At 73.4% G+C, this 25,658-nt stretch carries 23 protein-coding genes; 19 read left to right on the top strand and 4 right to left on the bottom strand.

All coding sequences use genetic code 11. The features are described 5' to 3' along the window. The first annotated feature begins 104 nt into the window (after positions 1-104). The gene (steA, locus tag FB470_RS30635; RefSeq protein WP_306997113.1) at positions 105-1,289 is read left to right on the top strand and encodes a putative cytokinetic ring protein SteA; all 1,185 of its coding nucleotides are present in this window, start codon (positions 105-107) and stop codon (positions 1,287-1,289) included. Continuing rightward, complete coding sequence (locus FB470_RS30630) at positions 1,286-2,233, top strand: copper transporter (protein WP_306997111.1); 948 nt, start codon at positions 1,286-1,288, stop codon at positions 2,231-2,233. Before steA ends, FB470_RS30630 begins: the two co-directional genes overlap by 4 nt. Positions 2,234-2,307: 74 nt before the next feature. On the opposite strand, the gene FB470_RS30625 is transcribed toward FB470_RS30630, so the two are convergent. Beyond that, a complete protein-coding gene (locus tag FB470_RS30625) occupies positions 2,308-3,156 on the bottom strand; it encodes a TIGR03621 family F420-dependent LLM class oxidoreductase (RefSeq protein ID WP_306997109.1) in 849 nt (282 codons plus the stop codon). Between the two features lie 156 nt (positions 3,157-3,312). Between FB470_RS30625 and FB470_RS30620 the strand changes: the two genes are divergently transcribed. After that, positions 3,313-4,146, top strand: a complete 834-nt coding sequence (locus FB470_RS30620; protein WP_370876611.1) for an LLM class flavin-dependent oxidoreductase — start codon at positions 3,313-3,315, stop codon at positions 4,144-4,146. Here FB470_RS30620 and aroA read toward each other — a convergent pair. Further along, on the bottom strand, positions 4,139-5,425 hold the full coding sequence (gene aroA / locus FB470_RS30615) for a 3-phosphoshikimate 1-carboxyvinyltransferase (RefSeq protein WP_306997104.1): 1,287 nt from the start codon (positions 5,423-5,425) through the stop codon (positions 4,139-4,141). The two genes, FB470_RS30620 and aroA, sit on opposite strands and share 8 nt — an antisense overlap. A 97-nt stretch (positions 5,426-5,522) precedes the next feature. Between aroA and FB470_RS30610 the strand changes: the two genes are divergently transcribed. The 11 genes from FB470_RS30610 (at position 5,523) to FB470_RS30560 (ending at position 15,784) form a co-directional block, all read left to right on the top strand. Then, entirely contained in the window at positions 5,523-7,223 is a 1,701-nt protein-coding gene (locus FB470_RS30610; RefSeq protein WP_306997102.1) for a CTP synthase, read from the top strand. After that, positions 7,220-7,846: an NUDIX domain-containing protein gene (locus FB470_RS30605; protein ID WP_306997100.1), complete on the top strand. Its 627-nt coding sequence runs from the start codon at positions 7,220-7,222 to the stop codon at positions 7,844-7,846. Before FB470_RS30610 ends, FB470_RS30605 begins: the two co-directional genes overlap by 4 nt. A 46-nt stretch (positions 7,847-7,892) precedes the next feature. Beyond that, the gene (gene xerD, locus FB470_RS30600; RefSeq protein ID WP_306999571.1) at positions 7,893-8,795 is read left to right on the top strand and encodes a site-specific tyrosine recombinase XerD; all 903 of its coding nucleotides are present in this window, start codon (positions 7,893-7,895) and stop codon (positions 8,793-8,795) included. An 86-nt stretch (positions 8,796-8,881) separates the two neighbouring features. After that, positions 8,882-9,856 (top strand): ParA family protein, encoded by a 975-nt coding sequence (locus FB470_RS30595; RefSeq protein WP_306997097.1) that lies wholly within the window; start codon positions 8,882-8,884, stop codon positions 9,854-9,856. Beyond that, entirely contained in the window at positions 9,853-10,278 is a 426-nt protein-coding gene (locus FB470_RS30590; RefSeq protein WP_306997095.1) for a cobyrinic acid ac-diamide synthase, read from the top strand. Before FB470_RS30595 ends, FB470_RS30590 begins: the two co-directional genes overlap by 4 nt. Then, complete coding sequence (locus tag FB470_RS30585; protein WP_306997092.1) at positions 10,275-11,135, top strand: segregation and condensation protein A; 861 nt, start codon at positions 10,275-10,277, stop codon at positions 11,133-11,135. The genes FB470_RS30590 and FB470_RS30585 overlap by 4 nt, the downstream gene beginning before the upstream one ends. Positions 11,136-11,191: 56 nt before the next feature. Next, positions 11,192-12,154, top strand: a complete 963-nt coding sequence (gene scpB, locus FB470_RS30580) for an SMC-Scp complex subunit ScpB (protein ID WP_370876713.1) — start codon at positions 11,192-11,194, stop codon at positions 12,152-12,154. After that, positions 12,144-12,887, top strand: a complete 744-nt coding sequence (locus FB470_RS30575; protein ID WP_306997090.1) for a pseudouridine synthase — start codon at positions 12,144-12,146, stop codon at positions 12,885-12,887. The genes scpB and FB470_RS30575 overlap by 11 nt, the downstream gene beginning before the upstream one ends. 59 nt (positions 12,888-12,946) lie before the next feature. Next, positions 12,947-14,785 (top strand): DNA helicase RecQ, encoded by a 1,839-nt coding sequence (gene recQ, locus FB470_RS30570; protein ID WP_306997088.1) that lies wholly within the window; start codon positions 12,947-12,949, stop codon positions 14,783-14,785. Then, positions 14,785-15,141 carry an arsenate reductase family protein gene (locus FB470_RS30565; protein ID WP_306997086.1) on the top strand — a complete coding sequence of 119 codons (357 nt, stop codon included), beginning with the start codon at positions 14,785-14,787 and terminating at the stop codon, positions 15,139-15,141. The genes recQ and FB470_RS30565 overlap by 1 nt, the downstream gene beginning before the upstream one ends. Before the next feature lie 55 nt (positions 15,142-15,196). After that, positions 15,197-15,784, top strand: coding sequence for a TetR/AcrR family transcriptional regulator (locus FB470_RS30560; protein WP_306997084.1), 588 nt, complete (start codon positions 15,197-15,199; stop codon positions 15,782-15,784). Between the two features lie 32 nt (positions 15,785-15,816). Here FB470_RS30560 and FB470_RS30555 read toward each other — a convergent pair whose 3' ends face one another. Then, positions 15,817-17,016 carry a cation:proton antiporter gene (locus FB470_RS30555; protein WP_306997082.1) on the bottom strand — a complete coding sequence of 400 codons (1,200 nt, stop codon included), beginning with the start codon at positions 17,014-17,016 and terminating at the stop codon, positions 15,817-15,819. A 4-nt stretch (positions 17,017-17,020) separates the two neighbouring features. Then, positions 17,021-17,503, bottom strand: a complete 483-nt coding sequence (locus FB470_RS30550; protein WP_306997080.1) for a cation:proton antiporter regulatory subunit — start codon at positions 17,501-17,503, stop codon at positions 17,021-17,023. A 117-nt stretch (positions 17,504-17,620) separates the two neighbouring features. Between FB470_RS30550 and cmk the strand changes: the two genes are divergently transcribed. The 5 genes from cmk to FB470_RS30525 all read left to right on the top strand — a co-directional run bounded on the left by cmk (position 17,621) and on the right by FB470_RS30525 (position 25,655). Next, the gene (gene cmk / locus FB470_RS30545; protein WP_306999567.1) at positions 17,621-18,322 is read left to right on the top strand and encodes a (d)CMP kinase; all 702 of its coding nucleotides are present in this window, start codon (positions 17,621-17,623) and stop codon (positions 18,320-18,322) included. Next, a complete protein-coding gene (locus FB470_RS30540; RefSeq protein ID WP_306997079.1) occupies positions 18,319-18,996 on the top strand; it encodes a lysophospholipid acyltransferase family protein in 678 nt (225 codons plus the stop codon). The genes cmk and FB470_RS30540 overlap by 4 nt, the downstream gene beginning before the upstream one ends. Continuing rightward, the gene (gene der / locus FB470_RS30535) at positions 18,993-20,417 is read left to right on the top strand and encodes a ribosome biogenesis GTPase Der (RefSeq protein ID WP_306997078.1); all 1,425 of its coding nucleotides are present in this window, start codon (positions 18,993-18,995) and stop codon (positions 20,415-20,417) included. Before FB470_RS30540 ends, der begins: the two co-directional genes overlap by 4 nt. Positions 20,418-20,556: 139 nt before the next feature. Next, positions 20,557-24,417, top strand: coding sequence for a Pls/PosA family non-ribosomal peptide synthetase (locus tag FB470_RS30530; protein ID WP_306997075.1), 3,861 nt, complete (start codon positions 20,557-20,559; stop codon positions 24,415-24,417). Next, complete coding sequence (locus tag FB470_RS30525; RefSeq protein ID WP_306997074.1) at positions 24,405-25,655, top strand: M1 family metallopeptidase; 1,251 nt, start codon at positions 24,405-24,407, stop codon at positions 25,653-25,655. Before FB470_RS30530 ends, FB470_RS30525 begins: the two co-directional genes overlap by 13 nt. Positions 25,656-25,658 lie beyond the last annotated feature (3 nt).

The following is a 25,658-nucleotide window of genomic DNA, read 5'->3' as shown; positions in this document are numbered from 1 at the left end:
CGTCCACACGCACCGGTCGCGATCTCAAGATCACCCCGAGAAACCGGATCGCTTACGGCGTGTTGCGGCGCGGCAACCGGCCGGTGTTTGTCACCATCGGGCACATGAAGCTTCCCGGTCTGCTCTCGCGCACCACCGAGGCCCTCCCCGGCGTCGTCGGCGTCGCCAGGGTGGACCGGCGAACGCGGGACCTGCTGCGCCGCGTCGGTCCCGGCGACATCGTCGTGCTCGACCAGATCGACCTCGACCGCACCACGGCCGACGCGCTCGTCGAGGCCGAGGTCGCCGCCGTCGTCAACGCCTCGCCCTCGATCTCCGGGCGGTTCCCCAACCTGGGGCCGGAGATCCTCGTCAACGCCGGGATCCCGCTGGTCGACAACGTCGGCGGCGAGATCCTGCGGCGGCTCAAGGACGGCAGCCGGGTGCGGGTGCACGAGGGCGCGGTCTACGCCGGCGACAAGCAGCTCGCCAGCGGCACCGAGCAGACACCCGACAGCGTGGCCGACCAGATGATCGAGGCCAAGGCCGGGATGTCCACCCAGCTGGAGGCCTTCTCCGCCAACACCATCGAGTTCCTGCGCCGCGAGCGCACGCTGATCCTCGACGGCGTCGGCGTGCCGGAGGTCCGGGTGCCGCTGCGCGACCGGCACGTGCTCGTGGTCGCCCCCGGCAAGGGGCACGCCGAGGACCTCAAGGCGCTCAAGAAGTACATCGCGGAGCACCGGCCGGTGCTGATCGGTGTGGACGGTGGCGCGGACACGCTGCGCGCCCAGCGCTACCAGCCGGACATCATCGTCGGTGACCCGTTCGGCATCGACGCCGAGACGCTCAAGTGCGGCGCGGAGGTCGTCGTCCCGGCCCAGCCCGACGGGCACGCGCCCGGTGTGGCGCGCATCCAGGACCTCGGCATCGGCGCGGTCACGTTCCCGGCGTCCGGCAACCCCGAGGACCTCGCGCTGCTGCTCGCCGACACCCACGAGGCGGGGCTGGTCGTCACGGTCGGCTTCCAGGCGACGCTGCGGGAGTTCCTCGACCACGGCCGGTCCGGGTCGAACCCGTCGACGTTCCTGACCCGGCTCAAGCTCGGCACCCGGCTCGTGGACGGCAAGGCGGTCGCCGCCCTGCACCGCAGCCGCGTGTCCCTGGGCGCGGTGGTGCTGCTGGTGGTCGCCGCGCTCGTCGCGGTCGCGGTCGCGCTGCTCATGTCCGACGTCGGCGGGGCCTACCTCGACTGGGCGCGCTCCACCTGGGATTCCTTCGCAAGCTGGGTCAAGGGGCTCTTCACGTGATTTCTCTGCGGTACCACATCGTCTCGATCGCGGCGGTGTTCCTGGCACTGGCCGTGGGTGTCGTGCTCGGATCGACGGCGCTCAACGGGGCGCTGCTGTCCGGGCTGTCCGACGAGAAGGGCAAGCTCGCCGGCCAGGTGTCCGATCTGGAGGCCCAGCGCAACCAGCTCAACGCGCGACTGTCCGATGCGGACGCCTTCGCCGCCTCGGTCGGCCCCAAGGTCGTCGCGGGCGCGCTGGACCGCCGTTCGGTCGTGCTGATCACCACCCAGGAGGCGAACCCGGCCGACCGCGACGCGCTGCGGCAGCTCGTGGAGCAGTCCGGCGCGCGGGTCTCGGGGGAGCTGCAGCTGACCGACTCCTTCACCGACCCGGCCAAGTCCGACCAGCTGCGCCAGGTCGTGACCCGGCTGCAGCCCGCGGGCTCGACCTTCCCGACGGCCGGTGACCCGGGCACGCTGGCCGGGGCGCTCGTGGGTTCGGTGCTGCTGCTCAACAAGGACACCGCGCAGCCGCAGTCCACCACGGACGAGTTGTCCGCGGCGATCGCGGGCCTGCAGGACGGTGGGTTCGTGAACGCCAGCCCGGGCATCGGGCCGGGGCAGCTGGCGCTGGTGCTCACCGGCGGCCAGGCGACGGGCGACGGCGCGGGCGACAAGGCCGCCACCCTGGCGCGGTTCGCCGCGCAGCTGGACCGCTCCGGAGCGGGCACGGTGCTGGCCGGCGACCCGGCGTCGGCCGAGGGCACCGGGGCGATCGGCTTCGTGCGGGCGGACACGTCCGCCACGTCGATCCTGTCCACCGTGGACAACGCGAACACGGCCGCGGGGCGGATCAGCACCGTGCTGGCGCTGAAGGAACAGCTGGACGGCGGCACCGGGCGGTACGGCATCGCGGGCAACGCCCAGTCTCCCGCGCCGGGCGTGCCCCAGCCGGGCAGCTGACCCGGGTTCGGTGTATAACGACCTATACGGCACGGCTGTGACCGGCGGCGGGCAGGACCGGCGCGCCCGGGTGCTCAGGTGCCGGCGAGGGCTTCGACCACGGGTAAGGCCTGCTCGAGCGCGTGGGCGTTGATCGTCACGTAGGACAGTCCGAACTCGTCGCGCCGGCGGCGCAGCAGATCCACCACCTCGGCGGTGCCGCCGGTCAGGACGGACAGGTTCGCGTTGTCCCGGCTCGCCGACGGGTCGATGCCGAACTGCCGCAGCCACTCCGGGACTTCGCCGTCGCCGATGGCGAACACGTTCACGCTCAGCTCGAGCTCGTCGAACCGCGCCCCGGCGGCCTCCCGTAGCACGGGCAGCCGAGCCCGCAGCCCGTCCTCGGTGTTCTCCCGGCCCGCGTGCACGGCGACGATGTCGGCCTCCTCCGCGGCCAGTCGCAGCAGGCGGTTCCCGCCGCCGGCCACCAGGATCGGCGGCGCCGGCTGCTGGACCGGCGTGAAGGTGCCGTCCGCGAACAGCTTCCGCACCGCCCGGATGGCCTCACCCACCTGGCCCACGCGGTCACCGGCGCTGCCGAACGGCATCCCCAGCAGCTCGGCCGTGGTGCCGGCGTCGGCCCGCCCCGCCCCGAGACCGAGCTCGAACCGGCCCTCGGACAGCTGGTCGAGCGTGGCGGTCTCCCACGCGATCCGGCCGGGCGAATGCAGCGGCGCGGCCAGCACGAACGTGCCGATCCGCAGCCGGGAACCCGACGCGGCGACGGCCGCCAGCGCCGGGACGGACGCCTGCACCCCCGCGCCGTCGGGCACCAGCAGGGTGTCGAAACCGGCGTCCTCCGCGCGGCGGGCGAGGCCGGCCCACTGCCGCGCGGGACCGGGCCGCCCGCTGACGAGCCCGAACCGGAACCGGCGATCGGTCATGAAACTCGTTCCTTCCCCCGGTGATCTTCGGCTAGGATCGAACGTACTCCACGGGACCGTGCCTGCCACCGAAGTACAGCCGCAGAAGGCAGCACACGAACCGGTCCGGAGCGGGCGGCACCGTTGTCCGCCACGCCCGTTTTCTGGAGGAACTCAATGCACTACGGTCTCGGCCTGCCCATCGGCCGCCCGGAGAACCTGACCGACTGGGCCCGTCGCGCCGACGACGGCCCGTTCCGCACGCTCGGGCTCCTCGACCGGCTCGTCTACGACAACCCCGAGCCCCTGGTCGCCCTCGCCGTGCTGGCCGGCGCCACCACGCGCGTCCGCCTGCAGACCGAGGTCCTGCTCGCCCCGCTGCGCGAACCCGCCCTGCTCGCCAAGCAGGCCGCCACCCTCGACCGCCTCTCCGGCGGCCGGTTCACCCTCGGGCTCGGCGTCGGCGGGCGCGCGGACGACCACCAGGCCACCGGCACCGATCCCCGCCACCGCGGGCGCCGCCTGGACGAGCAGATGGCCCGCATGCGGCGGATCTGGTCCGGCGCCGAGCCGATCGGCCCCGCGCCGGCCCGGCCCGGCGGCCCGGAGGTCCTGTTCGGCGCCTTCGCCGACGCCGCCCTGCGCCGCGTCGCGCGCTGGGGTGACGGCTTCCTGTGCGCCGCGCCGCCGCAGTGGGCCGGCGAGCTGTTCACGAAGGTCGAGCGGTTCTGGGCCGAGGAGGCCCGCGACGGCAGCCCGCGCATGGTCGCGCAGGTCAACGTCGCGCTCGGCCCCGAGTCCACAGTGGACGACGCACGCGCCGCGATCCTGCACTACTACGCCTTCACCGGCGACTACGCGCGGCAGACCGCCGAGCGCATGCTCACCACGCCGGAACAGGTCCGCGAAGCGGCCAAGCACTTCGCGGACCTCGGCGCCGACGAACTCGTGCTGTACTGCTGGGGCACCGATCCGGACCAGGTGGAGCGCCTGGCCGACGTGGTCAGCTGAGCATCGCGTCCCACGCGGCGGTGAACCCGGGGAAGGTCTTGCCGACCGTCGCCGGGTTCTCCACCGAAACGCCGGGCACGCGCAGGCCCAGCACGGCTCCCGCCATCACCAGGCGGTGGTCGTCGTAGGTGCGGAAGTGCCCGCCGTGCAGGGGAGCCGGGGTGATCTCCAGGCCGTCCGCGGTCTCGCGAACCCCGGCGCCCAGCGCGGACAGTTCGGTGGCCAGCGCCGCCAGCCGGTCGGTCTCGTGCCCGCGCAGGTGCGCCACCCCGGAGATGACCGACGGCCCGTCGGCGAAGCACAGCAGCGCGGCGATCACCGGGGTCAGCTCGCCGACCTCGTGCAGGTCGAGGCGAGCGCCCGGAATTTCGCCCGTTCCGGTGACGCTGAGCCCGTCCGCGGTGAGCTCGGCGCGCTGGCCCAGCTCCGCCATCAGGCTGCGCAGCCAGTCACCCGGCTGGGTGGAGTACTCCGGCCAGCCCGGGATGCGCACGGTGCCGCCGGCGGCGGCCGCGGCGACCACGAACGGTGCCGCCGTGGACAGGTCCGGCTCGACCGCGAAGTCCGGGCAGGACAGCGCGGCCGGCCCGACGTGGAACTCCGCGCCGTCCCGCTCCGGCGACGCGCCGAACCGCGTGAGCATGCCCAGCGTCATCGCGATGTGCGGCTCGCTCGGCGGGGTCCCGCCGGTCAGCCGCACCGTCACCCCGGCGTCGAAGGCGGGCCCGGCCAGCAGCAGAGCCGACAGGAACTGGCTCGAAGCGCTGGAATCGAGGTCGACCTTCCCGCCCGGCAGCCCGCCGTGCCCGCGCACGGTGAACGGGGGAGCGCCGCGGCCGGCGTCGTCGATGTCCGCGCCCGCCTCCCGCAGCGCGGACAGCAGCGGCGCGATCGGGCGGCGGCGGATCGCCTCGTCGCCGTCGAAGGTCACCGGCGCCGACCCGAGCCCGGCCAGCGCGGGCGTGAACCGGGCGACGGTGCCCGCGTTGCCCAGCACCACGGAGGCCGGCTCGGTCGAGCCGTGCACCAGCGGCCGCACCAGGACGTCCTCGCCGCGGCGTTCCCAGCCGCCGCCGAGCGCCTCCAGCGCGCCCAGCATCAGCCGCGCGTCGCGGGAGTCCAGCGGGGCGCGCACCAGCGTCGGCTCCGCGGCCAGCGCGGCCAGCACGAACGCGCGGTTGGTGATCGACTTGGAACCGGGCACGCGCACCGTCGCGTCGAGCGGACCGGGCGCGACCGGGGCGGTCCAGGTGGGCTGGGAAGCGGGTGGCTGGGACACGGTGCCTCTTTCACGCGTGAACGTCGGACGTGACCCATCGAACTACGTGGGCGCGGCGAGCGAGCGTCCGGGGGCGGGTGCGATAAGGTGGAAGCCCGTGGGACTTCAGCCGCGGACAGCCAAGTACGTTTTCGTCACCGGGGGCGTCGCCTCCTCACTGGGCAAGGGCCTGACGGCCTCCAGCCTGGGCCAGCTCCTCACCTCTCGCGGCCTGCGGGTCACGATGCAGAAGCTGGATCCCTACCTCAACGTGGATCCGGGCACCATGAACCCGTTCCAGCACGGCGAGGTCTTCGTCACCGAGGACGGTGCCGAGACCGACCTGGACATCGGTCACTACGAGCGGTTCCTCGACCGGGACCTCTCCGGCTCGGCGAACGTCACCACCGGGCAGGTGTACTCCGAGGTGATCGCCAAGGAGCGCCGCGGTGAGTACCTCGGTGACACCGTGCAGGTCATCCCGCACATCACCGACGAGATCAAGCGCCGCATCATGGCGGTCGCGGAGTCCGACGGCACCGGGAAGCAGCCGGACGTGGTCATCACCGAGGTCGGCGGCACGGTCGGCGACATCGAATCGCTGCCGTTCCTGGAGGCCTGCCGCCAGGTGCGGCACGAGATCGGCCGGGACAACTGCTTCTTCCTGCACGTGTCGCTGGTGCCCTACCTCGCGCCGTCGGGGGAGCTGAAGACCAAGCCGACCCAGCACTCGGTCGCCGCGCTGCGCAACATCGGCATCCAGCCCGACGCGCTGGTGTGCCGGGCCGACCGGGACCTGCCCGAGGACCTCAAGCGCAAGATCGGGCTGATGTGCGACGTGGACACCGAGGCGGTCATCGCCTGCCCGGACGCCCCGTCGATCTACGACATCCCGAAGGTGCTGCACCGCGAGGCGCTGGACGCCTACGTCGTGCGCCGCCTCGGCCTGCCCTTCCGCGACGTGGACTGGACGGTGTGGGGCGACCTGCTCGACCGCGTCCACAACCCGTCCGAGACGGTCCGCGTCGCGCTGGTCGGCAAGTACATCGACCTGCCCGACGCCTACCTGTCGGTCACGGAGGCCCTGCGCGCCGGCGGCTTCGCCCACCGCGCCAAGGTCGAGATCGTGTGGGTCGCCTCCGACCGCGCGACCACCCCGGCCGGCGCTGCCGCCGCACTCGGCGACGTCGACGGCGTCCTGGTGCCCGGCGGGTTCGGCGTACGCGGCATCGAGGGCAAGATCGGCGCCATCACCTACGCCCGCACCCGCGGCATCCCGGTGCTCGGGCTGTGCCTGGGCCTGCAGTGCATGGTCATCGAGGCGGCCCGCAACCTGGCCGGCATCGAGGGCGCGAACTCGGCGGAGTTCGACGACACCACCGAGCACCCGGTGATCTCCACGATGGCCGACCAGAAGGACGTCGTCGCCGGCGAGCGCGACATGGGCGGCACCATGCGGCTGGGCGCCTACCCGGCCAGGCTCAAGCCCGGCTCACAGGTCGCCAGGGCCTACGGCGGCACGGACGTCTCCGAGCGGCACCGGCACCGCTACGAGGTCAACAACGCCTACCGCAAGCGCCTGGCCGACGCCGGTCTGGTCTTCTCCGGCACGTCCCCGGACGACCGGCTGGTCGAGTTCGTCGAGTTGCCCGCCGACGTGCACCCGTTCTTCGTCGGCACCCAGGCGCACCCCGAGCTCAAGAGCCGCCCGACCCGGCCGCACCCGCTGTTCGACGCGTTCATCAAGGCCGTCGTCCAGTACCGCACCGCGGACCGGCTGCCGGTCGAGCTGCCCGAACCCACCGTGAGCGCGCATTGAGCGCGCCCGGCGAGCACGAGTTCCGTGTGGTGTCCAGCAAGGACGTCCACATCGGACGCGTGGTGGGGCTGCGCGTCGACGAGGTCGCGATGCCCGGCGGCGGCACCGCCCGGCGCGAGGTCGTCGAGCACCTGGGCGCCGTCGCGATCGCCGCGGTCGACGACGACGGCGCCGTCACCCTGGTCCACCAGTACCGGCACCCGCTGGGACGGCGGATCTGGGAGCTGCCCGCCGGGTTGCTCGACCACCCGGGCGAGGACCCGGTGGAGGCCGCGCGGCGCGAGCTGGCCGAGGAGGCCGGGCTCGCGGCCGGGCGGTGGGAGACGCTGGTCGACGTGGCCGCCTCGCCCGGGTTCACCGACGAGGTCGTGCGGGTGTTCCTGGCCCGCGACCTGACGCCGGTGGACCGGGAGGTGCTCGGCGACGAGGAGGCCGACCTGGTCGTGCACCGGGTGCCGCTGGAGGAGGCGGTGCGGATGGCGCTGTCCGGGGAGATCGTCAACGGGGCCACCGTCGGCGGGGTGCTCGCCGCGCACGTGGTGATCCGCGACGGTGCCCCGTCGCGGCCGGCCGACGCCGAGTGGCGGGACCGGCCGCACAGCTTCGCCGATCGCATTTCCTGACCGCAGCCTCTAGGGTGTCGGCGTGCATGTTCTGCCGGCGTCCCGGGTGGTCACGGCCTATCTCGATCACCTCGCGGTCGAGCGCGGCACGGCCCGCAACACCCTGGACAGCTACGCGCGGGACCTGCGCCGGTACCTGGGGTACCTGGAGAAGGCGGGGATCACCGACTTCCGGCGGATCACCGAGACCGACGTGACCGGCTTCGGCGCGGCGCTGCGCGAGGGCGGCGAGGGGCACCCGCCACTGGCCGCGTCCTCGGCGGCGCGGGCGCTGGTGGCCGTGCGCGGGCTGCACCGCTTCGCGCACCTGGACGGCCTGACCGAGGACGACCCGGCCCGTGAGGTGCGGCCCCCGGCGGCGGCGAAGCGCCTGCCCAAGGCGCTGCCGGTGGACGACGTGCTGCGGCTGCTCGCCATGCCCCCGGCCGAGGGCGAGCGGCCGCTGCGCGACCGGGCGCTGCTGGAGCTGCTGTACTCCACCGGCGCCCGGATCTCCGAGGCCGTCGGGCTCGACCTCGACGACGTCGACCGCGAGGAGCGGACCGTGCTGCTCGACGGCAAGGGCGGCAAGCAGCGGCTGGTGCCCATCGGCCGTCCCGCCGTCGAGGCGCTGGAGGCGTATCTGGTGCGCGCCCGCCCGGTGCTCGCCCGGCGCGGGCGCGGCACCGCGGCGCTGTTCCTCAACGCCCGCGGCACCCGGCTGTCCCGGCAGAGCGCGTGGCAGGTCCTCAAGACCACCGCCGAACGCGCGGGGATCTCCACCGCCGTGTCCCCGCACACGCTGCGTCACAGTTTCGCGACCCACCTGCTGGAGGGCGGCGCGGACGTCCGGGTCGTGCAAGAGCTGCTCGGCCACGCTTCGGTGACCACGACCCAGGTCTACACCCTGGTCACCATGAACACTCTGCGTGAGGTATATGCTACGGCGCATCCTCGGGCGCTGGGTTGACCTGATCGCCTCCGGCGAGTTGCTTTGGCGACAAACGGCTCGCCGAATAGGCTGCGGCTACCCGTCGAACGAGGAGTCTTCGCGCCATGTCGACACCGCAGCCCTCGACCAGATCGGTCACGGCCCGCTCGGCCGCCGCGAACCTCGACCAGCTGACCATTGCGACAGAGGGGGAGCCCGACACCGTGGACTCTGTCGTGGCCACGGGCGCCGACACCGTCAACGGCAAGCCCAAACTCGGCCCGACCGGCAGACCGTTCCGTGAGATCCCGGAACCGCCCCTGGTGGACAAGCACGGCCCGGCGACGGTGCTGGCCATGTGCAACCAGAAGGGCGGGGTCGGCAAGACCACGTCGACGATCAACCTCGGCGCCGCGCTCGCCGAGTACGGCCGCCGGGTGCTGCTGGTGGACTTCGATCCGCAGGGCGCGCTGTCCGTGGGGCTCGGGGTCCAGCCGCACGAACTGGACCAGACGGTCTACAACGCGATCATGGAGCGGTCGGTGACCGCCCAGGACATCCTGCGGCACACCAGTGTCGAGGGCATGGACCTGCTGCCGAGCAACATCGATCTGTCCGCTGCCGAGGTGCAGCTGGTCGCCGAGGTGGGCCGGGAGCACACGTTGCTCCGGGTCGTGCAACCGCTCATCTCGGAGTACGACTATGTTCTGGTCGACTGCCAGCCATCGCTCGGGTTGCTCACGGTGAACGCGCTCACGGCCGCCGACGGCGTGATCATCCCGCTGGAGTGCGAGTTCTTCAGCTTGCGTGGCGTGGCTTTGTTGATCGACACGATCGAGAAGGTACGCGAACGCTTGAACCCCAAACTGGATATCACCGGCATCCTGGCCACCATGTTCGACCCGCGGACCCTCCACTCACGGGAGGTCATGGCGCGGGTCGTGGAGGCCTTCGGCGACACCGTGTTCGACACGGTGATCAACCGCACCGTGCGGTTCCCGGAGACCACTGTGGCCGGTGAGCCCATCACGCGCTGGGCCCCCAAGTCCGCCGGTGCGCAGGCGTATCGCGCACTGGCCCGCGAGGTGATCGCTCGGTGAGCAGGCGAGCCTCCCTCCCCGGGGCTTCGGAACTCTTCCGCCTGACCAGCAGCCCGGCCCTGGACGTGCCAGCGCCGCCCAAGCCGGCCCCGCAGCGCCCCGAGGCGCAGCGGCCCGGCCACGGGCACAACCAGGGGCACCGCGAGCAGCTGGAGCGCAGCGCCACCGCGCGCCGCGGCAGCGGACGGCAGAAGCACGACTCGAAGATCACCGTGTACGTCTCCGGCGAGGAGCTGGTGGCGATGGAGCAGGCGCGGCTGAGCCTGCGGGCCGAGCACGGCCTGGCCATCGACCGCGGCCGGCTCGTCCGCGAGGCGGTCGCGGTGCTGCTGGCGGACTTCGACGCGCACGGCGCGGACTCGGTCCTGGTACGCCGCCTGCGTGAGGGCGGCCTCGACTCCGAGGAAGCCGCCGGGCCGTGAGCGAGAACGGGGCTCCGGTCGACGGGGCCCAGCCCGTCGCGGGCGACGACGCGGCGGCGCCGAAGTTCAAGGTCCGGCTGGACAACTTCGAGGGGCCGTTCGACCTGCTGCTGCAGTTGATCTCGCAGCACCAGCTGGACGTCACCGAGGTCGCGCTGCACCAGGTCACCGACGACTTCATCGCCTACACGCAGGCGCTGGGGCCGGAGTGGGACCTGGACGAGGTGACCGAGTTCCTCGTCATCGCGGCCACGCTGCTGGACCTGAAGGCGGCCCGGCTGCTGCCGGCGGCCGAGGTCGAGGACGAGGACGACCTGGCCCTGCTCGAGGCGCGGGACCTGCTGTTCGCGCGCGTGCTGCAGTACCGGGCCTACAAGCAGGTCGCCGCGCTGTTCGCGGAGCTGGAGGCCGGGGCGCTGCGGCGGTACCCGCGGTCGGTGTCGCTGGAGGAGCGGTTCGTCGGGCTGTTGCCCGAGGTGACACTCGGGGTCGACGCGGCGAAGCTGGCGGAGATCGCGCTGGCGGTGTTCCGGCCCAAGCCGCCGCCGACGGTGTCGCTGGACCACATCCACGCGCACCGGGTGTCGGTGCGGGAGCACGCGGCGCTGCTGCGGCTGAAGCTGGCCGAGCGGGGCGACGCCACGTTCGGCGAGCTGGTCGAGGACTGCGAGCACACCGTCGAGGTGGTGGCCCGGTTCCTGGCGCTGCTGGAGCTCTACCGCGAGTCCAGTGTCCAGTTCGAACAGGACGAGCCGCTGACCATGCTGCGGGTGCGGTGGACCGGCGGGTCCGTGTCGGAGGCGGCCGCGGCCGCCGAGGAGGACCGCGCCCGCGTCGAGGAAGAGGAGTACGGGTGAATCCCGAAGTGGAGCCGGGCCGGCCCACCGCCGAGGACGGCGGCACACCGGAGGACGTGGTGCCCGCCGATCAGCGTGACGAGGACGGCCCCGCGGAGGCGGCTGCCGCTGCGGAGGGCGGGGAGCCGGCTGCCGCCGAGTCGGCTGCGGGCGAGCCGGGTGCGGCATCACCCGCGGAGGAAGCGTCCACCGGGGACGAACCCGACGAGGACGGCCCCGCGGACAGGGCTGTCGATGCGGGGGGCGGGGAGTCGGCTGCGGTCGAGCCGGCTGCGGAATCACCCGCGGAGGAAGTGGTGCCTGCCGACCAGGGCGCCGAGGACGGCCCCGTGGACGCGGCTGTCGCTGCGGCGGGCGGCGAGTCGGCTGCCGCCGAGCCGGGTGCGGCATCACCCGCGGAACCCGAAGAGGACGCGTCCACCGGGGACGAACCCGACGACGACGGCCTCGTCGCGGTGGGGGACGGGCTTCCGGATCTCACCGGGCACTCGGCGCTGGCCGCGGCGCTCGAAGCGCTCCTGCTCGTCGTCGACTCGCCCGTCACCGAAGAGGCGCTCGCCTCCGCGCTGGGCCAGTCCGAGCACCGCGTCACGCAGACCCTCCAGGTCATGTCCGCCGAGCTCACCGAGCGGCGCAGCGGCATCGACCTGCGGCGCGTCGGCGAGGGGTGGCGGTTCTACACGCGCGACACCTACGCGCCGTTCGTGGAGAAGCTGCTGCTGGACGGGCAGCGGTCCAAGCTCACCCGCGCCGCGCTGGAGACGCTCGCCGTCATCGCCTACCGGCAGCCCGTCACCCGCTCCCGCGTCGCCGCCGTGCGCGGCGTCAACGTCGACGGTGTGATCCGCACCCTGCTCGCCCGCGGTCTCATCGAGGAGAGCGGCGCCGACCCGGAGACGGGTGGCACTCTGTACGTGACGACCGAACTGTTCCTCGAGCGGCTGGGCCTGTCCTCGCTGACCGACCTGCCGCCGATCGCCCCCCTGTTGCCGGAAGTGGACTCCATCGATGACATCTGAGCCCGAAGCCGAGGGCGTGCGCCTGCAGAAGGTGCTCGCCAAGGCCGGCGTGGCTTCGCGCCGCGCCGCCGAAGAGCTGATCGTCCAGGGCCGGGTGAGCGTCGACGGCAAGATCGTCCGCGAACTGGGCCGCCGGGTCGACCCGGACAGCGCGGTGATCCACGTCGACGGCACCCGCGTCATCCTGCGCGAGGACCTCATCCACCTCGCCCTCAACAAGCCCCGCGGCGTGCACACGACCATGTACGACGACCAGGGCCGCCCCTGCGTCGGCGACTACGTCCGGGACCGCAGCGAACGCCTCTTCCACGTCGGCCGCCTCGACGCCGACACCGAGGGCCTGCTGCTGCTCACCAACGACGGCGACCTCGCCCACCGGCTGATGCACCCCTCCTACCACGTGCCCAAGACCTACCTGGCCGAGGTCGACGGCAAGGTGCCGCGCGGCCTGGGCAAGGAACTCAAGGCCGGCATCGAGCTGGAGGACGGCCCGGTGCGGGTCGACGCCTTCCGCGTCAAGGACAGCCAGGGCGGGCGCACCCTGCTGGAGATCGTGCTGCACGAAGGGCGCAAGCACATCGTGCGGCGCCTGCTCGCCGAGGTCGGGTTCCCGGTGCGCAAGCTGGTGCGCACCGCGATCGGCGACGTCCAGCTGGGCAACGGCAAGCCGGGCACGATCCGCAAGCTCAACCGCGACGAGGTCGGCGGGCTCTACCGGCGGGTCGGCCTGTAGCCGCCGGGCATGTCGTGTGGCACCGCCCGGCACCGCGGCGCACCCCCTAGGATCGCGGCGTGGCTTCCGCTGAGACGATCCCGGTGAGCGACGCGCTGCAAATCCTGCGCCGCGTCTTCGGCTACGACGCCTTCCGCGGCGACCAGGAAGCGATCGTCGAGCACGTCATCGGCGGTGGCGACGCCGTCGTCCTGATGCCGACCGGCGGCGGGAAGTCCCTGTGCTACCAGGTGCCCTCGCTGGTGCGCGAGGGCACCGGCGTGGTGATCTCCCCGCTGATCGCGCTCATGCAGGACCAGGTCGACGCGCTGCTGGCGGTGGGCGTGCGCGCCGGCTTCCTCAACTCCTCGCAGGACTTCGAGCAGCGGCGCGAGGTCGAGGCCGCCTTCGTCGCCGGCGAGCTGGACCTGCTGTACCTGGCGCCCGAGCGGCTGTCCATGGAGTCCACGCGCACCCTCCTGGACCGCGGCAAGGTCGCGTTGTTCGCCATCGACGAGGCGCACTGCGTGTCCCAGTGGGGCCATGACTTCCGGCCCGACTACCTCGGCCTGTCCGAGCTGCACGCCCGCTGGCCGGACGTGCCCCGCATCGCGCTGACGGCCACCGCGACGAAGGCCACCCACGCCGAGATCGTCTCCCGGCTGGGCCTCGGTGAGGCGCGTCAGTTCGTCGCCAGCTTCGACCGGCCCAACATCCAGTACCGCATCGCGCCGAAGGCCGAGCCGAAGAAGCAGCTGCTCGACCTGATCCGCACCGAGCACCCCGGCGACGCGGGCATCGTGTACTGCCTGTCGCGCAACTCGGTGGAAAAGACCGCCGAGTTCCTCGTGCAGAACGGGATCAGCGCCGTCCCGTACCACGCGGGCCTGGACAGCCGCACCCGCGCGCGCAACCAGGCGCGGTTCCTGCGCGAGGACGGGCTGATCGTGGTGGCGACCATCGCGTTCGGCATGGGCATCGACAAACCCGACGTGCGGTTCGTGGCGCACCTGGACCTGCCCAAGTCCGTCGAGGGCTACTACCAGGAGACCGGCCGCGCGGGCCGCGACGGCCTGCCGTCCACGGCGTGGCTGGCCTACGGGCTGCAGGACGTCGTGCAGCAGCGCCGGATGATCCAGACCTCCGAGGGTGACGACGCGCACCGCCGCCGCCTGTCGCAGCACCTGGACGCGATGCTGGCGCTGTGCGAGACCGTCGAGTGCCGCCGCGTGCAGCTGCTGAACTACTTCGGCCAGTCCGGCAGCCCGTGCGGCAACTGCGACACGTGCCTGACGCCGCCGGAGTCGTGGGACGGCACCATCGCCGCGCAGAAACTGCTGTCCGCGGTGTACCGGCTGCAGCACGAGCGGGGGCAGAAGTTCGGCGCCGGGCAGATCATCGACATCCTGCTGGGCAAGCAGACCCCGAAGGTGACGCAGCACCGGCACGACCAGCTGAGCGTGTTCGGCGTCGGCACCGAGCTGTCCGAGAGCGAATGGCGCGGCGTGGTGCGGCAGTTGCTGGCGCAGGGCCTGCTCGCGGTCGAGGGCGACTACGGCACGCTCCTGCTCACCGAGGCCAGCGGCGAGGTGCTCGGCCGCAAGCGCGAGGTCCGGATGCGCCGCGAGCCCAAGCGCGAACGCGCCTCCCGCGCCGCCGCGACCGCGAAGCGCAAGTCGGCCGCCGAGATGCCGCCCGAGGCGCAGCCGGTGTTCGAGCGGCTGCGCGCCTGGCGCACCGAGGAGGCGAAGAACCAGGGCGTGCCCGCCTACATCATCTTCAACGACGCGACCCTGCGGCAGATCGCCACCGAGCAGCCGTCCACACTGGACGCATTGTCCGGGGTCAGCGGTGTCGGCGAGAGCAAGCTCGCCCGCTACGGCGAGAAGATCCTGGCGACTCTGACGGAGGGCGAATAGTGGAGATCTGGGTCAACCCGCGGTGTTCGAAGTGCCGCTCGGCACTGTCCATCCTGGACGAGGCCGGGGTGTCCTACGAGGTGCGCCGGTACCTGGAGGACCCGCCGACGGCCGCGGAGCTGGACGCCGTGCTCACACGGCTCGGGCTGGACCCGTGGGACATCGCGCGGCTGCAGGAGCCCGAGGCGGCCGAGCTGGGCATCAAGCAGTGGCCGCGGGACGCGGCGAACCGCGGCCGCTGGCTGGCCGCGCTGGCCGGGCACCCGAAGCTGATCCAGCGGCCGATCATCACCGCCGACGACGGGACGACGGTGGTGGGGCGTTCGGAGGACGCCGTCCGCTCCGTGCTGCCGTGACCCGGAGCAACTGGAACCTCGTTCCGCTAACCTGGGGAACGGAGGGACCGGTGCGATGAACGACAGCGGCGCGGCCAGGACGGGCCGGACCAAGCGCGCGGACGCCCGGCGCAACGAGAAGATCCTGCTCGACGCGGCCGCCGCGGTCTTCGTGCGTTCCGGCGTGGACGCCCCGGTCCGGGACATCGCGGCCGAGGCCGGCGTCGGGATGGGCACGATCTACCGCCACTTCCCGACCAGGGCCGACCTGATCATCGCCGTCTACCGGCACCAGGTCGACGCGTGCGCCGAGGCCGGGCCGGCCCTGCTGGAGTCGAGCGACACGCCGTACGCGGCGCTGACGCGGTGGATCGACCTGTTCGTCGACTTCCTGGTCACCAAGCACGGGCTGGCCGCGGTGCTGCAGTCCGACCAGGCCGGGTTCGAGACGCTGCACACCTACTTCCTCGACCGGCTCGAGCCGGTGGCCGCGCGGTTGCTGGAGGCGGCGACCGGGTCCGGCGAGATCCGGCCCGGCATCGGCGCCTACGAGCTGATGCGCGGGGTGGGAAACCTGTGCATCGGTGCCGGCGGCGATGCCCGCTACGACGCCCGGCGCCTGGTCGGGTTGCTCGTCGCGGGATTGCGCCGGACGGGGAACTGAGGCCACCGACGACGTTGTCGCCGGCCCCGGGATCAGCCGGCGCGTGAGGTGGCCGGTTCGTGGCCGTGGCCCCGGCGGCGCTGCAGGCCCTTGGCCAGCGGTTCGACCACGCGGGCCGCGATCGGGCCGAGGATGGCCATCAGCAGCACGTACGCCGTCGCCAGTGCGGCCAGTTCGTCGGCCACCGCGCCGGCCGACACGGCCAGTCCGGCGATGACGATGGAGAACTCCCCGTGGGCCACCAGCGCCGCACCGGCACGGGCGCGGCCCAGTTTGCCCACGGCCTGACGGCGGGCGGCCCACCAGCCGGTGCCGAGCTTCGTCAGCGTCGTCGCCACCGCCAGCAGTGCGGCCCAGCCGAGCACCGGCGGGATCGCCGCCGGGTTGGTGTTCAGGCCGAACACCACGAAGAACACCGCCGCGAACAGGTCCCGCAGGGGCTCCAGCAACCGTGTCGCGTTGTGGGCGGTGGAACCGGAGATGGCGATGCCGAGCAGGAACGCGCCGACCGCGGCGGACACCTGCATGGCCGAGGCGAGCCCGGCCACCAGCAGCGCCGCGCCGAGCACCTTGAGCAGGAACACCTCGCGGTCGTCGGAGTCGACGATCGCCGACACGTAGCGGCCGTACTTCAGGGCGATCACCAGCACGACGGTGATCACCAGCAGCGAGACGCCGACGGCCTGCAGGCCGCCGAGGAAGCTCACGCCGCCGAGCAGCGCGGTGAGGATCGGCAGGTACAGGGCCATCGCCAGGTCCTCGAACACCAGGATCGACAGCACGACCGGCGTTTCCCGGTTGCCGAGGCGGCCCAGGTCGCCGAGTACTTTCGCGATGATCCCGGAGGAGGAGATGTAGGTGACGCCGGCCATCACGATGGCGCCGATCGGGCCCCAGCCCAGCAGCAGCGCGACGGCCGCGCCGGGCGCGGCGTTGAGCACGATGTCCAGCACGCCCGCCGTCCACGAGCGCTTCAGACCGGTGAACAGCTCGGCGGCCGAGTACTCCAGGCCGAGCAGCAACAGCAGCAGCACGACGCCGATCTCGCTGGCCAGGTGCGTGAAGCTGCCGATGTCGCCGAGCGGGATGAGCCCGCCCTGCCCGAAGGCGAGGCCACCGAGCAGGTAGAGCGGGATGGGGGAAAGACCGATCCTCCCGGCGAGGCGTCCCAGGGCGCCCAGCGCGAAGAAGACGGCACCGAGTTCGATCAGGGACAGTGCGGTGTGGTCCAAGGGCTCAGCCGTTCTTGAGGATCTTGAGGGCGCCCTCCAGGCCTTCGGACGTGCCCACCGCGACCAGCACGTCACCGGCGGTGAACGTGAAGTCGGGGGTGGGCGAGGGGTGCACCTGCCCGGCGCGCATCACGGCGACCACGGACACGCCGGTCCGGGTGCGCATCGCGGTGTCGCCGAGGGTGCGGCCGTCGAACGGCGAGTTCGCCTTGACGGGCAGCTGCCTGGTGTTGATGCCGGGCACCTCGCGGTGCTCCTCGGTGAGCTGGGCGACCAGCTGCGGGGCGCCGAGCAGGTTCGCCAGCGCGCCGGCCTCGTCGGCGGTCAGGGGCAGGGACGCCAGGCACGCGTCGGGGTCGTCGGACTTCGACACGATCAGCTCGATCTGGCCGTCGCGGTGCGTGACCACGCCGATGCGGCGGCCGTTCCGCGTCGCGAAGTCCTTCCGGACGCCGATGCCCGGTAAGGGCGTTACTTCCACGTTCACGACCGCCACGGTACCGGTGGACCCGTGCACGGGGGTGCCAGGCACAATGGAACACCGCAGGTACGCACACCCGACGAGACGGCGAGGAGAGCATCGGTGGCGGGAGCCCTACGCGGCGTGGTCGCTCTGGACGGACCGTCGGGAACCGGGAAGACGACGGTGGCGCGCAAACTGGCCGGCCGGTTGTCGGCCGGCTACCTCGACACCGGTGCGATGTACCGGGTGGTGACGCTGGCCGTGCTGCGCGCGGGGATCGACCCCGCCGACGCCCCGGCGGTGGCCGCCCAGGCCCGTGCCACGGACTTCACCCTGGGCACCGACCCCTCGGCGCCCAGCGTGCACCTGGCGGGCGAGGACGTCGCGGGCGAGATCCGCACCGCCGAGGTCAACCACGCGGTGTCGCCGGTGTCGGCGGTACCGCAGGTGCGGGAGCTGCTGGTGGCGCGGCAGCGGGCGATCATCGCCGAGGTGCTGGCCGACGTCGGCGGCATCGTCGTCGAGGGCCGCGACATCGGCACCGTCGTGGTGCCGGACGCGCCGCTGAAGGTGTACCTGACGGCGGACCCGGCGGTGCGCGCCGCGCGGCGCAGCGCCCAGGACACCGCGGCCGGGCGGCAGAGCACCCCCGCCGAGGCGCTGGCCTCGGTCGACCGGCGCGACCGGCTCGACTCGACCCGCGCCGCCTCGCCGCTCAAGGCGGCCGACGACGCGGTGCACCTGGACACCAGCGAGCTGTCCGTCGACCAGGTGCTGGTGGCCCTGTCGGAACTGGCCGGCCGTCGCGGCCTGCTGGGCACGTGCGCGCAGGTCACGCGGTGAGCCCTGCCGGTCTTCCCGACGGCGCCTCGGCCCGCCTGCACGACGCCGCCCGGCTCGTCGGGAGGTTCTGCTTCCGGCCGGCGTTCCGGTTGCGCATCCGCGGCCTGGAGCGCGTTCCGAAGACCGGCCCGGTGCTGGTGGTGGCCAACCACAGCTCGATGCTGGAACCGCAGATCATCTTCGGAATGTTGCCGCGGCGCGCGGTGTTCCTCGTCAAGGAGGAGATGTTCGGCGGCGCGCTGGGGTGGTTCCTCCGCCGCATCGGCCAGGTGCCGGTGCGGCGCGGCGAACCGGACCGCGCACCCCTGCTGACCGTGGCGAACGTGCTCAAGGCCGGCGGGCTGGTCGCGGTGTTCCCGGAGGGGACCCGCGGCGAGGGCGACGTGACGACCGCCGAGCGCGGCGCCGCCTGGCTGGTCCGGGCCTCGGGCGCGGTGGTCCTGCCGGTCGCGGCGCGCGGCACGCGGCGTCCCGCCGGCAGCGGGCGGCGGTTCCGGCCGCGCGTCGACGTCCTGGTGGGTGAACCGTTCACCCTCGAGGTCGGCCGGGGCCGCGCGGGCCTGGACAGTGCGACCGAACGGCTGCGGGACGAGCTCGCGGGCCTGGTCCGCACCCTCGACGAATGGCGTGCAGCGCAGGGCGAGCCCGTGCGCGGGAAGAAAGCGGAGTTATGACGGAGCTTGACGGGACCTGGTCGGACGAGGCGGAGTTCACCGCGCTCGAGGGCCAGGCCGACGACGGCGGTGGCGAGGAGGAAGCCGAGCTGAGCCAGCCCGTGCTGGCCGTCGTCGGGCGCCCGAACGTGGGCAAGTCCACCCTGGTCAACCGGATCCTCGGCCGCCGGGAGGCGGTCGTGCAGGACACGCCGGGCGTGACCAGGGACCGGGTGGCCTACGACGCGCAGTGGTCCGGGCGCCGGTTCACCGTGGTCGACACCGGCGGCTGGGAGCCGAGCGCGACCGGGCTGCAGGCCGCGGTCGCGGCGCAGGCCGAGCTGGCGATGAACACGGCGGACGCGGTGCTGGTCGTGGTGGACGCCTCGGTCGGCGCGACGGCGACCGACGAGGCGGTGGCCAAGGTGCTGCGCCGCTCGAAGCGGCCGGTGCTGCTGGCGGCGAACAAGGTGGACGACGACCGCCTGCTGTCCGACGTCGCGTCGCTGTGGTCGCTCGGCCTGGGCGAACCGCACGCGGTCAGCGCGCTGCACGGCCGCAGCTCGGGTGACCTGCTCGACGCCATCGTCAAGGCGCTGCCGGAGGCGCCGCGCGAGCGCGAGGCCGTCGCCGGCCCGCGGCGGGTGGCCCTGGTGGGCAAGCCCAACGTGGGCAAGTCCAGCCTGCTCAACAAGCTGACCGGCGAGGAGCGGTCCGTGGTGGACTCCGTCGCGGGCACCACGGTCGACCCGGTCGACTCGCTCGTCGAGCTGGACGGCCAGGTGTGGCGGTTCGTCGACACCGCGGGCCTGCGCAAGCGGGTGCACACCGCCAGCGGCACCGAGTACTACGCGTCGCTGCGCACCAAGGCGGCGATCGACTCGTCCGAGGTCGTCATCGTCCTGCTGGACGCCAGCGAGCCACTGTCCGAACAGGACCTGCGGGTGCTCACGTCCGTCGTGGAGTCCGGCCGGGCGTGCGTGCTGGCGCTGAACAAGTGGGACCTGGTCGACGAGGACCGCCGCCACCAGCTGGAGAAGGAACTCGACCGCGGCCTGGTGCGCGTCACGTGGGCCGAGCGGGTCAACATTTCCGCGCTCACCGGGCGTTCGGTGCGCAAGCTCGCGCCCGCGCTGCGGACCGCGCTGGCCTCGTGGGACCAGCGGGTGCCGACCGGTCAGCTGAACGCGTGGCTGTCCGAGCTGATCGCGGCCACCCCGCCGCCGGTGCGCGGCGGCAAGCAGCCGAAGGTGCTGTTCGCCACGCAGGCCGGCATCCGGCCGCCGACGCTGGTGCTGTTCACCACCGGGTTCCTGGAGGCCGGGTACCGGCGCTTCATCGAGCGGAAGTTCCGGGAGCGCTTCGGTTTCGAGGGCAGCCCGGTGCGGATCAACGTGCGGGTGCGGGAAAAGAAGCCGAAGCCCGGCAAGAAGGGCAAGTGACGCACCGGTTGTGACGCCGGCGACACCGGGCGGCGACCGCCCGGCCACCTGCCGGTCACCCCGGGTAGAGTGATCGTCCCGCGCGGGCGCCTCACACAATCGCGAGTTCCGGCCCGGCCGCTGGCGGAAGGTGAACTCGATGGGCGCGCCCGTTCTCGATCCGACGCTGCCCGGGGTACTGCCCCCGGAGCGCGCCCTGTTCCCCGGTGGGGCCGCCGCGGCGCGGCGGACGCTGCTCGACGTGCTGGCCGCCACCGCGGCGCGGCACCCGAACGCGGCGGCGCTCGACGACGGTGAGCGCGTTCTGAGCTACCGCGGGCTGTCCGAGGAGGCGCAGGCGCTGGGCCGTCGCCTCGCCGCCGAAGGCGTCGGGCGCGGGGACCGCGTGGGCGTCCGGATCTCCTCCGGCACCGCCGACCTGTACGTCGCGATCCTGGGCGTGCTCGCCGCGGGCGCGGCGTACGTGCCGGTCGACGCCGACGACCCGGACGAGCGCGCCGAGCTGGTGTTCGGCGAAGCCGGCGTGTGCGCGGTGCTGATGGACGACGGCCTGACGATGCTCGCCGAACCAGGCCGCCGCGCCGGTGCGCCGGCCCCGGACGACGACGCGTGGATCATCTTCACCTCCGGCTCGACCGGCAAGCCCAAGGGCGTGGCGGTCACGCACGGCTCCGCCGCCGCGTTCGTCGACGCCGAGGCGCGGCTGTTCCTCACCGACGAGCCGATCGGCGCCGGTGACCGTGTGCTGGCCGGGCTGTCGGTCGCGTTCGACGCCTCGTGCGAGGAGATGTGGCTGGCGTGGCGGCACGGCGCGTGCCTGGTGCCGGCGCCGCGGGCCCTCGTGCGCACCGGGGTCGACCTGGGGCCGTGGCTGGTGGCCCAGCGCATCACGATCGTGTCCACCGTGCCGACGCTGGCCGCGCTGTGGCCGGCCGAGGCGCTGGAGGACGTGCGGCTGCTGATCTTCGGCGGCGAGGCGTGCCCGCCGGAGCTGGCCGAGCGGGTCGCCGTCGAGGGGCGCGAGGTGTGGAACACCTACGGCCCCACCGAGGCCACCGTCGTCGCCTGCGCGGCGCCGCTGACCGGCGAGGGCCCGGTGCGGATCGGCCTGCCCCTGGCGGGCTGGGACCTCGCGGTCGTCGACGGCGCGGGCGAGCCGGTGGGCATGGGGGAGTCCGGTGAGCTCGTGATCGGCGGGGTGGGCCTGGCCCGTTACCTCGACCCGGTCAAGGACGCCGAGAAGTTCGCGCCGCTGCCCGCGCTGGGCTGGGCGCGCGCCTACCGCAGCGGTGACCTGGTGCGCGCCGAGCCCGAGGGCCTGCTGTTCCTGGGCCGCGCCGACGAGCAGATCAAGCTGGGCGGCCGCCGCATCGAACTGGGCGAGGTCGACGCCGCGCTGCAGGCGCTGCCCGGGGTCGCCGGAGCCGCCGCGGCGATCCGCACCACCAAGGCCGGCAACCAGGTCCTCGTCGGGTACGTGGTGCCGCAGGGCGAGTTCGACGCCGACTCCGCTTCGGCCCTGTTGCGCGATCGGCTGCCCGCCGCGCTGGTGCCGTTGCTCGCCGTGGTCGCCGACCTGCCGACGCGCACGTCCGGCAAGGTGGACCGCGCCGCCCTGCCCTGGCCGCTGGCCACGGTGGACAGTGCGGCGCCCCTGACCCCGACCGAGTCCTGGCTCGCCGAAGGGTGGGCCGAGATCCTCGGCGTGCCGGTGAGCGATCCCGGCGCCGACTTCTTCACCCACGGCGGCGGCAGTCTCACCGCGGCGCAGCTCGTGGCGCGCATCCGCACCCGGCATCCGCAGGTGTCGGTCGCCGACCTCTACCGCCATCCGAAGCTGGGCGCGCTCGCCCGCCTGCTCGACGGGCTCGACGGGGAGACCGCCCGGCGGCGGGACGTGCGGCCGGTGCCGCGCCGGGCCGGTGCGGTCCAGGCCGCGCTGCTGGTGCCGGTGCTCGCCCTGACCGGCCTGCGCTGGCTGACCGCGTTCGCCGCACTGTCCACTGTGCTCTCGTGGGCCGGGACCGGATGGGCGCCGGCCGTGCCGTGGTGGGCGCTGGCCGCGGCCTGGGTGGTGCTGTTCAGCCCGCCGGGACGCATCGGCATCGCGGCCGGGGGTGCGCGGCTGCTGCTGCGCGGTGTCCGGCCCGGCTCGTACCCGCGCGGCGGTGGTGTCCACGTGCGACTGTGGGCCGCCGAGCGGCTCGCCGAGACCGCCGGTGCGGCCGGGATCTCCGGCGCGAGCTGGATGACGCTGTACGCCCGGGCGCTCGGCGCGAAGGTGGGCAAGGACGTCGACCTGCACACCCCGCCCCCGGTCACCGGCCTGCTCAAGCTGGGCCGGGGAGCGGCGGTCGAACCCGAGGTCGACCTATCCGGGCACTGGGTGGACGGCGACGTCGTGCACGTCGGCAAGATCCGCATCGGTGCGGGTGCGCGCGTGGGCGCGCGCGGTGTGCTGCTGCCGGGCGCCCGCATCGGCAAGGGCGCGGAGATCGCGGCCGGTTCGACCGTGCTCGGCGCGGTGCCCGCCGGGCAGCGCTGGGCCGGTTCGCCCGCCCAGCGGGACGGCGAGGGCGCGCTGCGCTGGCCGTCCAGCCGCCCGCCGCGGTCGCGGTCCTGGGCCTTCGCCTACGGCGCCGCCTCGTTCGTGCTCGGCCTGTTCCCGCTGCTGGCCGCGGTGCCGGGTGTGCTGATCCTGGGGGCGGCGGTCATCGGCACCGCGACGCCCGGTGTGGCACTGGGGCACGCGTTGCCGGCCGTCCCGGTGGCCACCGCGGCCGCGTTCGTCACCTATGCGGTGCTGGTGCTCGTCTCGGTGCGGCTGCTGGGCCTGGGCCTGCACGAGGGCTACCACCCGGTGCACAGCCGGATCGCCTGGCAGGTGTGGGCCACCGAGCGGCTGATGGACCTGGCCCGGCAGGTGCTGTTCCCGCTGTACGCGAGCCTGTTCACGCCGGTGTGGCTGCGCCTGCTGGGCGCGAAGGTCGGGCGCGGCGCGGAGGTGTCGACCGTGCTCGCCGTGCCGCGGATGACCAAGGTCGACGACGGCGCGTTCCTCGCCGACGACACTATGGTCGCCACCTACGAGCTGGGGCACGGCTGGCTGCACGTGGCGCCGAGCCGCATCGGCAAGCAGGCGTTCCTCGGCAACTCCGGGATGGCGGCGGCCGGGCGCGCGGTGCCCAAGCGCGGCCTGGTCGGCGTGCTGTCCTCGGCTCCCCGCAAGGCGAAGAAGGGCTCGTCCTACCTGGGCATGCCGCCGATGCCGCTGCGCCGCGCGGTGGAGGCGGCGGACGAGACCCGGACGTTCGCGCCACCACCGCGGCTCAAGGTCGCGCGGGCCGCGGTCGAGCTGTGCCGGATCGTGCCGGTGATGTGCGCCGTGGCGCTGGCCGTGCTGGTGCTGGCCGCGCTCGCGGCCGTGTGGTCGGCGGCCGGGCCGCTCGTGGCGGCCGTCGCCGCGCCGGTCGTGCTCGTCGCGGCCGGGTTCGCCGCCGGTGCGGTGACGACGGCCGCGAAGTGGCTGCTCACCGGGCGGTTCCGCGCGGTGGACCACCCGCTGTGGAGCTCTTTCGTGTGGCGCACCGAGCTGGCCGACACGTTCGTCGAGACGCTCGCGGTGCCGTGGCTGCTGGGCTGGAGCGCGGGCACGCCGCTGCTGCCGTGCTGGCTGCGCACGATGGGCGCGAAGATCGGCCGGGGCGTGTGGCTGGAGACGTACTGGCTGCCGGAGACCGATCTGGTGCGGCTGGGCGACGGCGCGACCGTGAACCGCGGTTGTGTCGTGCAGACCCACCTGTTCCATGATCGGATCATGCGCATGAGCGAGGTGACCGTGGCCGAGGGCGCGACCGTCGGCCCGCACGGGATCGTCCTGCCGGGCGCGAGCATCGGCGCGCGCACGACCGTGGGCCCGGGTTCACTGGTGACCCGCGGCGACGCCGTCCCGGCCGACAGCCGCTGGCTGGGCAACCCGATCGCGGCGTGGCGGGCGTGAGGCGCGCCGACTACACGCTCGGCCACGGCAGCACCGGGTTCCGGGTCGCGCACTACGACCTGGAGCTGGACTACAAGCTCGCGCCGAACCGGCTCACCGCGCGGGCGGTCCTGAGCGCGGTCGCCGACTCGGAGCTGGCGCGGATCCCGCTGGACCTGGCCGGCCTGACGGTCAAGGGTGTGCGCGTCGACGGGCGCCCCGCGAAGTTCACCCACCGCGGCGGGAAGCTGGTCGTGCGGCCGGCCCGCCCGGTGCGCGGGGAGTTCACCGTCGAGGTGCGCTACGCGGGCAACCCGCGGCCGGTCGCGAGCCGCTGGGGTGAGATCGGGTGGGACGAGCTGACCGACGGTGCGCTGGTGGCGAGCCAGCCCACCGGGGCGCCGTCGTGGTTCCCGTGCAACGACCGGCCCGGCGACAAGGCGACCTACCGGGTCGCGCTGACCACGGCGTCGGCCTACACGGTGCTGGTGACCGGCGACCTGGTGGCGCGCCGCGCCGGCGGCAGCGCGACGACGTGGGTGTTCCAGCGGCGCGAGCCGACCGCGCCCTACCTGATGAGTGTCCAGATCGGACGGTACGAGTCGCTGGAACTCGGCCCGGGGCAACGGATCGCGGTCCCGAGGCGGCTGCGGGACGCGGCGGCGCACGACTTCGGGCGCCAGCCGGAGATGCTGCGCGTGCTGGGGGAGTGGTTCGGGCCCTACCCCTTCGGCGAGTACGTCGTGGTGGTCACCGACGACGACCTGGACGACCCGATCGAGGCGCAGGGCATGGCCATCTTCGGCGGGAACCACGTCGACGGGCGGCGCACCTTCGAGCGGCTGGTGGTGCACGAGCTGGCGCACCAGTGGTTCGGCAACAGCCTCACCGTGGCCGGGTGGCGGCACATCTGGCTCAACGAGGGCTTCGCGACCTACGCGGAGTGGCTGTGGTCGGAAGCTTCGGGCGGCGCGCCGGCCGAGGAGCACGCCCGTGAGTGGCGCTCGCGCGTGGGCACCGACGTGCCGATCGGCGACCCCGGCGAGGCGCACCTGTTCGACGAGCAGGTCTACAAGCGTGGCGCCCTGACGCTGCACGCGTTGCGCGGGCGCGTGGGGGACGCGGTGTTCTTCCCGATGCTGCGGTCGTGGGTGGCCGGGCACACCCACGGCACGGTCACGACGGAGGAGTTCATCGCCCACGCCGAGCGCGCCGCGGGTGTCCCGTTGCGGGAGGACTTCGCCGTCTGGCTGGGGTAGCGG

This window comes from Amycolatopsis thermophila, assembly GCF_030814215.1.
Classification (GTDB): Bacteria; Actinomycetota; Actinomycetes; order Mycobacteriales; family Pseudonocardiaceae; genus Amycolatopsis_E; species Amycolatopsis_E thermophila.
Note: the sequence above shows the minus strand (reverse complement) of the source record. Positions and strands in the feature narration are given on the sequence as shown.

Bases quoted from the DNA above. Each gene is read 5' to 3' on its own strand.
- steA (WP_306997113.1), top strand. From the start codon at position 105: ATGAAGCTTCCCGGTCTGCTCTCGCGCACCACCGAGGCCCTCCCCGGC.
- FB470_RS30625 (WP_306997109.1), bottom strand. From the start codon at position 3,156: ATGACCGATCGCCGGTTCCGGTTCGGGCTCGTCAGCGGGCGGCCCGGT.
- FB470_RS30620 (WP_370876611.1), top strand. From the start codon at position 3,313: ATGCACTACGGTCTCGGCCTGCCCATCGGCCGCCCGGAGAACCTGACC.
- FB470_RS30595 (WP_306997097.1), top strand. From the start codon at position 8,882: ATGTCGACACCGCAGCCCTCGACCAGATCGGTCACGGCCCGCTCGGCC.
- FB470_RS30575 (WP_306997090.1), top strand. From the start codon at position 12,144: ATGACATCTGAGCCCGAAGCCGAGGGCGTGCGCCTGCAGAAGGTGCTC.
- FB470_RS30560 (WP_306997084.1), top strand. From the start codon at position 15,197: ATGAACGACAGCGGCGCGGCCAGGACGGGCCGGACCAAGCGCGCGGAC.
- der (WP_306997078.1), top strand. From the start codon at position 18,993: ATGACGGAGCTTGACGGGACCTGGTCGGACGAGGCGGAGTTCACCGCG.
- FB470_RS30530 (WP_306997075.1), top strand. From the start codon at position 20,557: ATGGGCGCGCCCGTTCTCGATCCGACGCTGCCCGGGGTACTGCCCCCG.